Source organism: Promicromonospora umidemergens, from assembly GCF_024171995.1.
GTDB lineage: Bacteria > Actinomycetota > Actinomycetes > Actinomycetales > Cellulomonadaceae > Promicromonospora > Promicromonospora umidemergens.
Window position 1 is genome coordinate 85,116 of record NZ_JAMTCT010000012.1, and the last position, 13,922, is coordinate 99,037.

Sequence of the window (13,922 nt, forward strand, 5' to 3'; positions counted from 1 at the left end):
CGGAGCGGCAGGCTCTTGCCGTGGTGGGAGGAGCGCGGTGAGTACACAGCTGTTGAAGTGGGCCTACGAGGAGCTGGCCGACGCCGGCGTCGCGTCGCCCCGGGCCGACGCCGAGGTGCTGCTGGCGCACGCGCTCGGGGTGGACCGTGGGGAGCTGCGGCGGCTCGTCGTCCTGGGCCGCGAGGTGCCCGACGACGCGGCCGGCACCTTCTCAGGGCTCGTGTCACGTCGAGCTGCCCGGGAGCCCTTGCAGCACCTGACCGGGGTCGCGGCGTTCCGGCACCTCGAGCTGGCGGTGGGCCCGGGGGTCTTCGTGCCGAGGCCCGAGACCGAGGAGGTGGCTCAGGTAGCCATCGACGAGGCGGCCAAGGTCGTCGGTGAGCGCGAGAGCGCCGTCGTCGTCGACCTGTGCACCGGCACCGGGGCGATCGCCCTGGCCGTAGCCACCGAGGTGCCGGGCACGCGCGTGCACGCCGTCGAGCTGGACAAGGACGCGCACGCCTGGGCGGAACGCAACGTAGACGCCGTGAGCGCCGCCGTGGCGGGCGTCGAGGCGGTCGCGACGCCGCAGGCCGCGGCCGAGCGGGTGGTACGGCTCGTCAAGGGCGACGCCCGCACCGCGCTGTACGGGATCGACGGGCTGGCCGACGTCGTCGTCTCGAACCCGCCGTACGTCCCGTCCGATGCCGTTCCGGTGGACCCGGAGGTCGCCGAGCACGACCCGGCCGTCGCGCTGTACGGGCTGGGGCCCGACGGGCTGGAGGTGCCGCGCGGCATCACCGACGCTGCCGCGCGGCTGCTGCGGCCCGGCGGGCTGTACGTCATGGAGCACGCCGAGGTCCAGGCGGAGGCCGCCCGGGCGATGGTCGCCGCGGCCCGGGACGCCGACGGGCTGCCTGCGTTCGGGGCGCCCGAGACCCGCAAGGACCTGACCGGGCGGCCCCGCATGGTGGTCGCGCGCCGAAGGGCATCTCCTGGTCCCCGGATCGTGAAAGACTGTTGCGCGTGAGTGTGCCTGTGCGTCCCGTGCTCGACGCCACCGACCCGCAGACCTGGGGCCCCGCGATCGACGAGGCAGTGAACGCGATCTCCCGTGGCGGTGTCGTGGTCCTGCCTACCGACACCGTGTACGGCATCGGTGCTGATGCCTTCGACGAGGCGGCGGTAGCCGCCCTCCTCGCTGCCAAGGGTCGCGGTCGGCAGATGCCGCCGCCGGTCCTGGTGGGGGAGGTGGCGACCCTCGATGGCCTGGCCATCGACGTGCCCGACGACGCCCGCAAGCTCGTCGAGGCCTTCTGGCCCGGCGGCTTCACGATCATCCTGCGCGCGCAACCGTCGCTGCAGTGGGACCTCGGCGACACGGGCGGCACCGTCGCCCTGCGGATGCCGGACCACCCCGCGGCACTCGCGCTGCTCAAGCGCACGGGCCCGCTGGCCGTCTCCAGCGCGAACAGGTCGGGCAGCCCGGCGGCGCTGGACGTGGCGGACGCCGAACGTCAGCTCGGCGACGCGGTGGCCGTCTACCTCGACGGGGGCGAGGCGCCGGGCGGTGTCGCGTCCACGATCGTCGACGCGACCGGGCCCGGGCTGCGTGTGGTCCGTGAGGGCGCTGTGCCGCTCGAAGCGCTGCGCGAGGTCGCCGACATCGACGGGCCCGAGGCGTCGCGTGAGGACGACACGAGCGTTCCCTCGGCCGACGCCGCGGAGGACGACGAGTGAGGGTGTACCTGCTCCTGATGCTCGTGGCCGCCGCGGTCACGTTCCTGACCACGCCCTTCGCTCGCTGGGTCGCCCTGAAGACCTCGGCCATCTCGGCCGTGCGGGCCCGTGACGTGCACCAGGTGCCCACGCCGCGTCTCGGCGGGCTCGCCATGCTCATCGGCATCGTCGTGGCGGTGCTGCTGGCCTCCCAGATGCCGTTCCTCGAGGGCGTCTTCTCCGCCCGGCAGGCTCCCCAGGTCTGGGGCATCGTCGGCGGGGCCGCCATCGTCTGCGCGCTCGGCTGGGCCGACGACAAGTGGGACCTCGACTGGATCACCAAGCTCGCGGGCCAGGTGCTGGCCGCCGGCTTCATGGCGCTGCAGGGCGTCCAGCTCATCACTATGCCCATCGCCGGCGTGACCATCACCTCGTCGCGCATGTCGCTCGCGGTGACGGTGCTGGTCATCGTGATCGCGATGAACGCGGTGAACTTCGTGGACGGCCTCGACGGACTCGCCGCCGGCATCGTCGCCATCGGGGGTACCGCGTTCTTCCTCTACACCTACGGGCTCACCCAGCAGTCCACGCCGGACAACTACGCCAGCCTCGCCTCGCTCATGCTCGCCGTGATGGTGGGCGTGTGCGTCGGGTTCCTGCCGCACAACTTCCATCCGGCGCACATCTTCATGGGTGACGCCGGATCCATGCTGATCGGCCTGGTGATGGCGGGTGCCGCGATCACCGTGACCGGCAACATCCCGCCGGGCATCATGACCGGCGCCAAGGCCCTGCCCGCGTTCATCCCCCTCCTGCTGCCGGTGGCGGTGCTCATGCTGCCGCTGCTCGACATGGGGCTGGCGGTGATCCGGCGGCTGGCCGCAGGCAAGTCACCCATGGCGCCCGACCGCATGCACCTGCACCACCGCATGCTGGCCCTCGGCCACTCGCACCGCCGCGCCGTGGTCATCCTGTACGTGTGGACCGCCGTGTTCGCGTTCAGCGCCGCGGCGCTCGTGCAGTGGGACTGGGAGGTCGTGCTGATCTGGACCACCGTGTTCGTGGTGCTCGCGCTGCTGGCCACCCTTGGCCCGCTGCGCCACCGCGGCCGCTTCCTGGACGACGACGTCGCCGCGCTGTCCGGTCAGACCCCGAAGGTTCCCGCTGGGGTCGGGGTCGCGGCCGTCTCCGGTATCGAAGCCGCGGTGCCGGTACAGCGCGTCGCGGCGCAGAGCGCACCCCGCCCGAGCGCCGCTCACCCGAGCGCCTCGCCCAAGACCAAGGAGACCATCGAATGACCGAGCAGGTACCCCGTCCCCCCGGCGCACAGCGGGGCGCCGCCGAGCAGGCGATGCTGCGTGCGGCCCTGCGCGACGGCCTGATCCTCGTGGCCGCGCTCGCGGTCCTCGGCTCGCTCGTCGGTTTCCTGGTCTCGGGTGTGCCGGGACTCTGGGGCGGTCTGATCGGCGCGGCGATCGCCGCGTTCTTCTGCGGGACCACTGTCTGGTCGATGCTCTACACGGTGGGCAAGGGTGCTACCGCGATGGGCGCGGTGGTGATGGGTACCTGGCTCGCCAAGATGGTGGTGCTCATCGCCGTGCTCCTGGTGCTGACCCGGTTCGACTTCTATGACCGCGTGGTCCTGTTCGTCGTGCTGTTGCTCGGGGCGGTCGGCGCGGCGCTCCTCGACTATCGCGCGGTCCAGAACGGCCGTGTCCCGTACGTCGAGCCCGAAGCCGGGGCCTGACCGACGCGTCCCGTGCCGACACTGACCCGGCACTGGGTTGCGCAATAAGTCACAAGGGGCCGCGCTGTGCGGTTATGCGGCCAAATTTCCGTCCGGCATGGGTTAGGCTTACGACTGAATCCATGACGGCCAGGCCCGACGGCGCGCCCGTTCCGCCCCTTTGCGGTGACGCGCGCAGGGCCTAATGACCACCTGGGAGTCCTCCTGTCCACGTATGCGACGTCCGTAATCCTCGCCGCCACCGAAGGCCACGAGGGTGAGGGCGGCTTCCACACGCCGTCGATCTCCGACTTCTTCCCGTCGGCAATCCTCTTCGAGGGCACGATCTTCCAGATCGATCGCCTCTGGATCATCCGAATCATCGCCACGCTGGTGCTGCTGTCGGTCTTCGTGATCGCCGCACGCCGCGCGAAGGTGGTGCCGGGTCGGTTCCAGGCCGGCATCGAGTTCCTGCTGAGCTTCGTCCGGGTGCAGATAGGCGAGGAGATCATGGGCAAGGAGCGCTCTCGGCGCTTCGTGCCCATGCTGACCACTATCTTCCTGAGCATCTTGGCGTTCAACCTCACGGGTGTGATCCCGGGCCTGAACCTTGCCGGTACCTCGCGGATCGGTCTGCCACTGGTGCTCGCGCTCTGGGTGTTCGTCACCTACTGGGCTGTCGGCATCCGCAAGCACGGCCTGGGCGGGTACCTCAAGTCGAACCTGTTCCCGCCGGGCGTACCGTGGCCGATCTACGCCATCCTGACGCCGATCGAGCTGCTGCAGCTCCTGATCATCCGGCCGGGCTCGCTGATGGTCCGACTGGTGGCCAACATGATCGCCGGCCACATCATCCTCGTGCTCTGCTTCGCCGCCACGCAGTTCTTCGTGGTCGACTCGGCAGGCACCGGGCTGATGGTCTTCGGGGCCCTCACGCTCCCGGCGGGCATCTTCATGACCCTCTTCGAGGTTCTGGTCGCCTTCCTGCAGGCATACATCTTCGCCCTGCTGGCCGCGGCCTACATCAACATGTCGCTGGAGGAGGAGCACTGATACTGCTCCCTCCTCCGGGCGGCGCTGCATAGCTTCACCTGGAAACCCGCGACGGGCGCACCAGCGCCTCCGCACACCATGCGACGCCGGACCAACGGGTCCGGCGCCCAACGGAAGGAAGACGCAAAGTGGACGTCACCACTCTCGCTGAGGTCAGCGGCAACCTGAACACGGTCGGATACGGCCTCGCCACGCTCGGCCCGGGCCTCGGCCTCGGCATCCTCATCGGCAAGACGATCGAGGGCATGGCCCGTCAGCCCGAGGTTGCCGGCCAGCTCCGCGCCACCATGTTCCTGGGTGTCGCGTTCGTCGAGGTCCTCGCCCTGCTCGGTCTCGTCGCCGGCTTCCTCTTCCAGTGATGCCGGCGCACTCGCGCGCCGTCGTCGTAGCGGCGCAGACGGACGAGCCGCAGGGCATCGAACTGTTCCTGCCTGCCGGATACGACCTCTTCTGGTCGTCGGTGGTCATCGTGATCATCGCGGCGGTCTTCTACAAGATGATCCTGCCGCGCATGAACGCGGTCCTGGACGAGCGTGCCTCCCTCATCGAGGGCGGCATCGCCAAGGCCGAGGCGGCGCAGAAGCAGGCCGACGAGGCGCTGGCTCAGCAGCAGGAGCTGCTCGCCGAAGCTCGCTCGGATGCCGCGAAGGTCCGTGAGGAGGCGCGTGCCGAGGGCACCGCCATCATCAAGGAGCTCAAGGTCAAGGCGAGCGAAGAGGCGGAGCGCATCTCCGAGACCGCGCACCGCCAGATCGAGGCCGAGCGGCAGGCCGCCGCCGTGTCCCTCCGGACAGAGGTCGGCGCCCTGGCGACCGACCTGGCGTCGAAGATCGTGGGCGAGTCCCTCGAGGACTCGGCCCGGCAGTCGCGCGTGGTGGACCGCTTCCTTGACGAGCTCGAGGCAAGCCAGACAGTGGCAAGCACCAAGGAGGCGTGATGCGGGGATCGAGCGGGGCATCGCTGACGGCGGCGCAGGAGCGCTTCGAACCGGTGCTGCGTGCCGCGGGTGCGGAAGCACTGACGCTGGGTGAGCAGCTGCTCACCCTGGTGTCGGCGCTGGACGACTCCGCCGCGCTGCGCCGCTCGCTCGCCGACCCCTCGCGCGAGGGCGAGGCCAAGGCCGGCCTGGTGGCCGACCTGCTGAGCGGTTTCGACGAGCGCGTGGTGGACCTGGTGTCCGGACTCGTCCGGTCCCGCTGGTCGAGCGACGCGGACCTGACCGACGCTGTCGAGCGCCTTGGCGTGGATGCCGTGCTGGCTTCCGCCGAGGCACGCGGGGTGCTCGTGACGGTGGAGGACGAGCTGTTCCGGATCACTCGGTCGCTCGTCGGCCAGCGGGAGGCCAAGCAGGCTCTCTCGGACGCCGCGACCGCCCCCGAACGCCGGGTGGCGCTCGTGGACACGCTGGTCGGCGGCAAGGTCGACACCGTGACGCAGCGCCTGGCGCAGCGCGCGGCATCGGCGCTCCGTGGTCGTCGCTTCGTGCAGACGCTCGGATGGTTCGGCGAGGTCGCGGCGGAGCGCCGCAAGCGTCTCGTCGCCTCCGTGACGAGCGCGACGGTGCTCACCCGCGAGCAGCAGGAGCGTCTTGGCGCTCTGATCGAGCGCTCGTACGGGAAGCCCGTCCAGCTGAACGTCACCGTGGATCCCGCGATCGTCGGGGGCCTGCGCATCCAGGTCGGCGCAGACGTCGTCGACTCCACCGTCCTGTCGCGCCTGGCTGACGCATCGCGTCGTCTGGCCGGCTGAAAACGTGAACAAACCTTCCGCCGCGGCTTTCGCGGCCACGACAGGAGATAAGCAATGGCTGAGCTGACGATCCGCCCGGACGAGGTCCGGGCCGCGCTGGACAGCTTCGTGAAGTCCTATGAGCCCCAGGAAGCGGTCGCCGAAGAGGTGGGCCGCGTCTCGTACGCCGCGGACGGCATCGCCCGCGTCGAGGGTCTCCCGGGCGTGATGGCGAACGAGCTGCTGCGCTTCGAGGACGGCACGCTCGGGCTCGCGCAGAACCTGGACGTCCGCGAGATCGGTGTGGTCGTCCTTGGCGAGTTCACCGGCATCGAGGAGGGCCAGGAGGTCCGCCGTACCGGTGAGGTGCTCTCGGTCCCCGTGGGCGAGGGTTACCTCGGCCGCGTGGTCGACCCGCTGGGTACGCCCATCGACGGTCTCGGCGTGATCGACACGGAGGGCACCCGTGCCCTCGAGCTGCAGGCGCCCGGCGTCATGCAGCGCAAGTCGGTCCACGAGCCGCTGCAGACCGGCATCAAGGCGATCGACTCGATGATCCCGATCGGCCGTGGCCAGCGTCAGCTGATCATCGGCGACCGCCAGACCGGCAAGACGGCGATCGCGGTCGACACGATCATCAACCAGAAGGCGAACTGGGAGTCGGGCGACCCGACCAAGCAGGTGCGCTGCATCTACGTCGCGATCGGCCAGAAGGGCTCGACCATCGCCTCCGTGCGTGGCGCCCTCGAGGAGGCCGGCGCGCTCGAGTACACGACGATCGTCGCGGCTCCCGCGTCCGACCCGGCCGGCTTCAAGTACCTCGCCCCGTACACCGGCTCGGCCATCGGCCAGCACTGGATGTACCAGGGCAAGCACGTCCTGATCGTCTTCGACGACCTGTCGAAGCAGGCCGAGGCCTACCGTGCCGTGTCGCTGCTGCTGCGCCGCCCGCCGGGCCGCGAGGCCTACCCGGGTGACGTGTTCTACCTGCACTCCCGTCTGCTCGAGCGTTGTGCGAAGCTCTCTGACGACCTGGGCGCCGGCTCGATGACCGGTCTGCCGATCATCGAGACCAAGGCGAACGACGTCTCGGCGTACATCCCGACGAACGTCATCTCGATCACGGACGGGCAGATCTTCCTGCAGTCCGACCTGTTCAACGCCGACCAGCGTCCCGCGGTGGACGTCGGTATCTCGGTCTCCCGAGTCGGCGGTGACGCGCAGATCAAGGCCATGAAGAAGGTCTCCGGAACGCTCAAGCTGGAGCTGGCGCAGTACCGGTCGCTCGAGGCGTTCGCGATGTTCGCGTCCGATCTCGACGCCGCGTCCCGCGCGCAGCTGAAGCGCGGCGCCGTCCTGACGGAGCTGCTCAAGCAGCCCCAGTACTCGCCGTACCCGGTCGAGGACCAGGTCGCCCTGGTGTGGGCCGGTACGAAGGGCAAGCTCGACGACGTCGCGGTCGAGGACGTCAAGCGCTTCGAGTCCGAGCTCCTGGACCACCTGCGTCGTAAGTCGGAGGTCCTCGGCAAGATCCTGGAGTCCGGCAAGATGGAGCCCGACACGGAGGCCGCCCTAGGCGCCGCCGTCGACGACTTCCGGGCAGGGTTCCAGCGGGGCGATGGCACCGCGCTGGTCGGCGGCGACGTGGACGACGAGCCGGTCGACGTCGAGCAGGCGCAGATCGTCGTCAAGAAGAAGGCCTGACCCGTGGCCGGTGGATCCCAGCGCGTCTTCAAGGCACGGATCAAGTCGACACAGTCGCTGAAGAAGATGTTCCGTGCGCAGGAGCTGATCGCTGCGTCCCGCATCGGCAAGGCCCGTGCGAAGACGGCAGCGGCAGCACCGTACGCACAGGCGATCACGCGTGCGGTGTCGGCCGTCGCGACGCACACCGACATCGACCACCCGCTCACGCGGGAGGTCGACGGCGGTAAGCGTGCCGCGGTGCTCGTGATCTCGTCGGACCGTGGCATGGCGGGTTCGTACCCGGCGTCGATCGTCCGGGAGGCCGAGCGGCTGGCGCAGCAGCTCGTGGCCGAGGGCAAGGAGGTTCTCCTCTATGTCGCCGGCCGTCGTGCGATCGCGTACTACACGTTCCGTGGCCGCGAGGTCGCTTCGTCGTGGGTGTACGGGTCGGAGCGGCCGACGGCGGAGATCGCCGAGGAGATCGGGGAGGCGCTGCTCGAGAAGTTCCTCGCACCCGAGGACGAGGGCGGTGTCTCGGAGCTGCACGTGGTCTCCACGCAGTTCGTCAACATGGTGACGCAGCGTCCCCACGTGGTGCGCATGCTGCCGCTCGAAGTGGTGGAGGGCGTGGTCGAGGCGGACGAGCACGAGGCTCTGCCGCTCTACGACTTCGAGCCGTCGCCCGAGGACGTGCTGGACGCGCTGCTCCCGCGCTACGTGCAGCTGCGCATCTACGCGGCGCTGCTCGATGCCGCGGCCTCGGAGCTGGCCGCCCGCCAGCGTGCCATGCACACGGCGACGGACAACGCAGAGGACCTGATCCGCACGTACACCCGACTGGCCAACCAGGCCCGTCAGGCGGACATCACCCAGGAGATCAGCGAGATCGTCTCCGGGGCCGACGCCTTGGCCGGGTCCTGACCGCTGAGGCCAGACCAGCCCGTCCTGCAGACAAGATTCCCCCGCCGGAGGACCCTCCGGCCCACCGAAGCGAGGCAAGTATGACCGCCACCACCGTGGAAGCCACGGCTCCGCACGCGAGCGGCCCCGGCACCGGCCGGGTCGCTCGGGTGATCGGCCCTGTCGTGGACATCGAGTTCCCCGAGGACGCGATCCCCGAGATCTACAACGCGCTCACCGTCGAGATCGACCTGTCCGGCCAGGGCGACAGCGACAACACGTTCACCATGACGCTCGAGGTCGAGCAGCACCTGGGCGACTCCCTGGTGCGGGCCATCGCGCTCAAGCCCACCGACGGCCTGGTCCGCGGCGCCGTGGTGACCGACACGGGCTCGCCCATCACCGTCCCCGTCGGCGACGTCACAAAGGGCAAGGTCTTCAACGTCATCGGTGAGGTCCTGAACCTCGCCGAGGGCGAGAAGCTCGAGGTCACCGAGCGCTGGCCGATCCACCGCAAGCCGCCGGCCTTCGACCAGCTCGAGTCGAAGACGACGATGTTCGAGACGGGCATCAAGTCCATCGACCTGCTCACCCCGTACGTCCAGGGTGGCAAGATCGGTCTCTTCGGTGGTGCGGGCGTCGGCAAGACGGTCCTCATCCAGGAGATGATCCAGCGTGTGGCCCAGGACCACGGTGGTGTGTCCGTGTTCGCCGGTGTCGGTGAGCGCACCCGTGAGGGCAACGACCTGATCGCCGAGATGGACGAGGCGGGTGTGTTCGACAAGACCGCCCTCGTCTTCGGCCAGATGGACGAGCCGCCGGGCACGCGTCTGCGCGTCGCCCTGTCGGCGCTGACGATGGCGGAGTACTTCCGCGACGTGAAGAAGCAGGACGTGCTGCTCTTCATCGACAACATCTTCCGCTTCACGCAGGCCGGTTCCGAGGTCTCCACGCTGCTCGGCCGTATGCCGTCCGCCGTGGGCTACCAGCCGAACCTGGCCGACGAGATGGGCCTCCTCCAGGAGCGCATCACCTCGACGCGTGGCCACTCCATCACGTCGCTGCAGGCCATCTACGTGCCTGCTGACGACTACACGGACCCGGCCCCTGCCACGACGTTCGCCCACCTGGACGCGACGACCGAGCTCTCCCGAGAGATCGCGTCGAAGGGTCTCTACCCGGCGATCGACCCGCTGACCTCGACGTCCCGCATCCTCGACCCGCGCTACGTGGGCCAGGAGCACTACGACGTCGCGACCCGCGTGAAGTCCATCCTGCAGCGCAACAAGGAGCTGCAGGACATCATCGCCATCCTCGGTGTCGACGAGCTCTCGGAAGAGGACAAGACGGTCGTGGCGCGTGCGCGTCGCGTCCAGCAGTTCCTCTCCCAGAACACCTACATGGCCAAGAAGTTCACGGACGTGGAGGGCTCGACGGTCCCCCTGTCTGAGACCATCGAGGCATTCAAGAAGATCTGCGACGGTGAGTTCGACCACATCGCCGAGCAGGCCTTCTACAACATCGGTGGGCTTGAGATGCTCGAGGCAAACTGGGCACGGATCCAGAAGGAGTACGGGGCCTGAGGCCTCGGACATCCCCCGTGCGTGATGCCGCCCCGCTGGGTAGCTCGGAAGGTCAGGGCAACCCGCAAGGGGCGGCATCGCGCCCGCTACATCGGAAGGAACTCTCGTGGCAGAGCTGAGCGTGGACCTCGTGTCCCGGGACCGCAAGGTCTGGAGCGGTACGGCGACCCAGGTGAGCGCGCCGTCCGCGGACGGCCAGATCGGCATCCTGGCGAACCACACGCCGCTGCTGGCTGTGCTTCGCCCGGGCGCGATCAAGGTGGAGACAGCCTCAGGCCCGGCCCTGGAGGCGCAGGTCACCGGTGGTTTCGTGTCCGTTGACAACAACCTCGTCACCCTGGTGGTCGACGAGATCTCCCTGGTCTGAGGGAGAGCGCGAGTGCCGGGCGTCATCTGGATCGCGATAGCGGTGCTCGGTGCGCTCGCGCTCGTGCTCGCAGCAGGTATCTCCCGGCTGCGGACGCTTTCCCACAGGGTAGGTTCGTTCGACTGCAGTGCCCGGCCGACCGGCAACCCCGAGGGGTCCTGGACGCCGGGCATCGCCCAGTACGCGGTGGGCCGGATCGAGTGGTGGCGGTGCTGGTCGCTGTCACCCCGTCCGGCCCGCACGTGGTACCGGGAGCGGCTGGCCGTGATCGGCCGCACCCCGCTGGACCCGGACGAGCGTGGTCAGGGTGACCACTACCTCGTCCAGTGCCGGTACGACGGGCTCGACTTCGAGCTCGATCTCGCTGCCGGCGACTATTTCGGCCTCGCCTCCTGGCTCGAGGCCGCCCCTCCCGGACGACAGGATCTGGTTCTCTGATGCGGCTGGTCGTGGCCGACTGCTCCGCCCTCTACACGGGCCGCCTGACCGCGATGCTCCCGCCGGCCACCCGGCTGCTCGTGGTCAAGGCTGACGGAAGCGTGCTGATCCATTCCGACGGCGGTTCGTACAAGCCGCTGAACTGGATGAGCCCACCGTGCACCCTGGCGGTGCGCGAGCCCTCCGAGGAGGCCGCCGAGCGCGGCGTCACCCAGGTGTGGACCGTCCAGCACGCCAAGTCGGACGACCGGCTCGAGGTCGAGCTGTTCACCGTGCACCACGAATCCGCGCACGACCTCGGCATCGACCCGGGCCTCGTGAAGGACGGCGTGGAGGCGCACCTGCAGGAGCTGCTCGCCGAGCAGATCGCCCTGCTGGGCGACGGCCACACGCTGGTCCGGCGTGAGTACCCCACCGCCATCGGACCGGTGGACATCCTCGCCCGCGACGGCTCGGGGTCCACGGTCGCGGTGGAGATCAAGCGCCGCGGCGACATCGACGGCGTCGAGCAGCTCACCCGGTACCTTGACCTCCTGAACCGGGACCCGATGCTGGCCCCGGTCCGCGGCGTGTACGCCGCGCAGGAGATCAAGCCGCAGGCGCGCGTGCTGGCCCACGACCGTGGCATCGCCACCCTCCTGCTGGACTACGAGACGATGCGCGGCGCGGACGACCCGACCACCCGCCTCTTCTAGCTCTTTGTCGTGGGCTATCGCGGGGTTATCGACCACGTCGCGGTCGGGGCCTCGCGGATCACGGCGTAGCCGCCCGCGGCCACGACGATCCCGTGGTCCGTCGGGGCGTCGGTGACGAGGTCGTGCCCAGGCCCGGTGATCCGGACCGGCCGGTCACCGTGGTGCAGCAGGAAGAGGTACGTGCCCGCCGCGCCGTGCCGTCGGATCGCCTCGACCCCGGTGCCGACGGCGCCGGGGAGGACCGGGTGCACGCAGTGCTCCGCGAGCCGCGCCGCGACGAACCCGTCCAGCGACTCCTGGGTCAGCCCCGCCGAGACATACGTGGCGGTTCCCGCACCGGCAGTGCGGCGGGTGACGGCGGGCAGGCCAGCGAGCGCGCCCTGCGCGTAGGTCGCAAGGACGTCCGCCTGGGGCGGGTCCATCCGCTCGGTCCACTGCACGACGGTGGAACCGTCGCTGAGCTCCTGGCTCTCGTGGGGAGCGAGCGGGAGGTGCTCCGTGACCCGGACACCCAGGAGGTCGCGCAGCCGGCCCGGGTAGCCACCGGGGACCACCCGCTGGTGCTCGTCGGCGACACCGGTGAACCGCCCGACGACGAGGTGCCCGCCCGCCTCGACGTACCGGGTCAGCCACGCCACGGTGGCGGAGTCGACAGCCATCAGGGTCGGCACGAACAGCACCCGGTAGCCGGCGACGTCGGCACCGGGACGCATGAAGTCGACGGCGACGCCGGCCCGCCACAGGGAGCGGTGCGTCGCACGGACCTCGGTCGCGTAGTCGAGGTCGTCGTGCGGGAGAGCCTGCGTCTGGAGCGACCACCGGCCGTTGGCATCCCACAGGACCGCGACGTCGGCCGCGACGACCGGGCCGTCGACGGGCGGTGCCGCGACCTCCTGGAGACGGTCGAGGAGCGCCCCGAGCTCGACGACGCCCTCGAACGTCCGGCTCTGCGGGCCCGCGTGCGGCACCATCGCGCTGTGCCACGTCTCGGAGCCGCCTGCCGACGCCCGCCACTGGAAGAACAGCGCTCCCTGGGAGCCACGGGCGACGTAGCCAAGGGAGTTGCGGATCATCCGGTCGGGTTCCTTGAAGGCATGCCGCGCGCCGTCCCGGATGCCGGCGGTGGCCTGCTCCATGAGCAGCCAGGGGCCGCCGCCCCACGAGCGGGTCAGGTCTGCGGCGTACGCGGTGTGGGCCTCGCCGTCCGGGCCGGTCGTGTCGAGATAGTGGTCGGCGGAGACCAGGTCCAGGCGCTCCTGCCACGCCCACTGGTCGAGGTGGTCCCAGGCGGGATGCATGAAGTTCGTCGTGACCGGCGCGGTCGAGCCCGCTGCGCGGAGCTCGTCGCGCTGCTCGGTGAAGGCCGCGAGCATCTCGTCCGAGCAGAAGCGCTTGAAGTCCACCGCGTGGGCGGGGTTGGCCAGGTACTGCGTCGCGCGCGGCGGGAGGATCTCCTCCCAGTCGTCGTACCGCTGGGACCAGAACGCCGTGGTCCAGGCGTCGTTGAGCGCCTCGAGCGAGCCGTGCCGCTCCCGGAGCCAGCGCCTGAAGGCGGCCGCGGCGTGCGGGCCGTGGTCGATCGTGCCGTACTCGTTGTGCACGTGCCAGCCCCGCAGGCGCGGGTGGGCGCCGTACCGCTCGGCGAGGAAGCGCGCGACCCGCCGCGCGGCGTCGCGGTAGGCGGGCGCGCTGATCGCGTACGTGTCGCGCGAGCCGTGGGAGAGCCGGGCCCCGTCGGGCCGCACGGGCATCGCGTCGGGGTAGGCCCTGGTGAACCACGGCGGAGGGGACGCGGTGGGCGTGGCGAGGAAGAACCCGATCTCGTTGGCGTCGAGCAGCGCGACGACGTCGTCCAGCCAGCCGGCCTCGAACTCGCCTTCGCGCGGCTCGATCGCCGCCCACGAGAACACCCCGATCGTCACCGTGTTCACGCCTGCGCGGCGCATGAGCGCCATGTCCTCGGCCCAGACCTCACGTGGCCACTGCTCGGGGTTGTAGTCGCCGCCGAAGAGCAGGCGGGCGGGGGCGAAGGGAACCGTCATGAGTCG

The 13,922-nt window shown here is 70.1% G+C and carries 15 protein-coding genes; 14 read left to right on the top strand and 1 reads right to left on the bottom strand.

Annotation, left to right across the window (positions count from 1 at the left end; all coding sequences use genetic code 11):
* Positions 1-37: 37 nt before the first annotated feature.
* The 14 genes from prmC (at position 38) to nucS (ending at position 11,874) form a co-directional block, all read left to right on the top strand.
* On the top strand, positions 38-1,009 hold the full coding sequence (prmC, locus tag APR04_RS18190) for a peptide chain release factor N(5)-glutamine methyltransferase (RefSeq protein ID WP_253872677.1): 972 nt from the start codon (positions 38-40) through the stop codon (positions 1,007-1,009).
* 2 nt (positions 1,010-1,011) lie between these two features.
* The gene (locus APR04_RS18195) at positions 1,012-1,719 is read left to right on the top strand and encodes an L-threonylcarbamoyladenylate synthase (protein ID WP_372496133.1); all 708 of its coding nucleotides are present in this window, start codon (positions 1,012-1,014) and stop codon (positions 1,717-1,719) included.
* Positions 1,716-2,996, top strand: a complete 1,281-nt coding sequence (locus tag APR04_RS18200) for an MraY family glycosyltransferase (RefSeq protein ID WP_253872680.1) — start codon at positions 1,716-1,718, stop codon at positions 2,994-2,996. Before APR04_RS18195 ends, APR04_RS18200 begins: the two co-directional genes overlap by 4 nt.
* Positions 2,993-3,445, top strand: a complete 453-nt coding sequence (locus tag APR04_RS18205) for a Cg1360 family ATP-synthase-associated protein (RefSeq protein ID WP_253872682.1) — start codon at positions 2,993-2,995, stop codon at positions 3,443-3,445. Before APR04_RS18200 ends, APR04_RS18205 begins: the two co-directional genes overlap by 4 nt.
* A gap of 165 nt (positions 3,446-3,610) precedes the next feature.
* A complete protein-coding gene (gene atpB / locus APR04_RS18210; protein WP_253872683.1) occupies positions 3,611-4,477 on the top strand; it encodes a F0F1 ATP synthase subunit A in 867 nt (288 codons plus the stop codon).
* A gap of 128 nt (positions 4,478-4,605) precedes the next feature.
* Positions 4,606-4,836, top strand: coding sequence for an ATP synthase F0 subunit C (locus APR04_RS18215; RefSeq protein WP_253872685.1), 231 nt, complete (start codon positions 4,606-4,608; stop codon positions 4,834-4,836).
* Positions 4,836-5,414, top strand: coding sequence for a F0F1 ATP synthase subunit B (locus APR04_RS18220; RefSeq protein WP_253872686.1), 579 nt, complete (start codon positions 4,836-4,838; stop codon positions 5,412-5,414). The genes APR04_RS18215 and APR04_RS18220 overlap by 1 nt, the downstream gene beginning before the upstream one ends.
* Entirely contained in the window at positions 5,414-6,226 is an 813-nt protein-coding gene (locus APR04_RS18225) for a F0F1 ATP synthase subunit delta (RefSeq protein WP_253872688.1), read from the top strand. The genes APR04_RS18220 and APR04_RS18225 overlap by 1 nt, the downstream gene beginning before the upstream one ends.
* 54 nt (positions 6,227-6,280) lie before the next feature.
* Positions 6,281-7,909 (top strand): F0F1 ATP synthase subunit alpha, encoded by a 1,629-nt coding sequence (atpA, locus tag APR04_RS18230; protein ID WP_253872689.1) that lies wholly within the window; start codon positions 6,281-6,283, stop codon positions 7,907-7,909.
* A gap of 3 nt (positions 7,910-7,912) precedes the next feature.
* Positions 7,913-8,812 (top strand): F0F1 ATP synthase subunit gamma, encoded by a 900-nt coding sequence (locus APR04_RS18235; protein ID WP_308292367.1) that lies wholly within the window; start codon positions 7,913-7,915, stop codon positions 8,810-8,812.
* An 80-nt stretch (positions 8,813-8,892) separates the two neighbouring features.
* Complete coding sequence (gene atpD / locus APR04_RS18240; RefSeq protein WP_253872690.1) at positions 8,893-10,374, top strand: F0F1 ATP synthase subunit beta; 1,482 nt, start codon at positions 8,893-8,895, stop codon at positions 10,372-10,374.
* A gap of 106 nt (positions 10,375-10,480) precedes the next feature.
* Entirely contained in the window at positions 10,481-10,741 is a 261-nt protein-coding gene (locus tag APR04_RS18245) for a F0F1 ATP synthase subunit epsilon (RefSeq protein ID WP_253872692.1), read from the top strand.
* A gap of 12 nt (positions 10,742-10,753) precedes the next feature.
* Positions 10,754-11,179: a DUF2550 domain-containing protein gene (locus APR04_RS18250; RefSeq protein WP_253872694.1), complete on the top strand. Its 426-nt coding sequence runs from the start codon at positions 10,754-10,756 to the stop codon at positions 11,177-11,179.
* Positions 11,179-11,874, top strand: coding sequence for an endonuclease NucS (gene nucS, locus APR04_RS18255; RefSeq protein WP_253872696.1), 696 nt, complete (start codon positions 11,179-11,181; stop codon positions 11,872-11,874). The genes APR04_RS18250 and nucS overlap by 1 nt, the downstream gene beginning before the upstream one ends.
* 14 nt (positions 11,875-11,888) lie before the next feature.
* Here the strand turns inward: nucS and APR04_RS18260 are convergent, their stop codons facing one another.
* Positions 11,889-13,916 (bottom strand): beta-galactosidase, encoded by a 2,028-nt coding sequence (locus APR04_RS18260; protein ID WP_253872698.1) that lies wholly within the window; start codon positions 13,914-13,916, stop codon positions 11,889-11,891.
* Between the last annotated feature and the right edge of the window lie 6 nt (positions 13,917-13,922).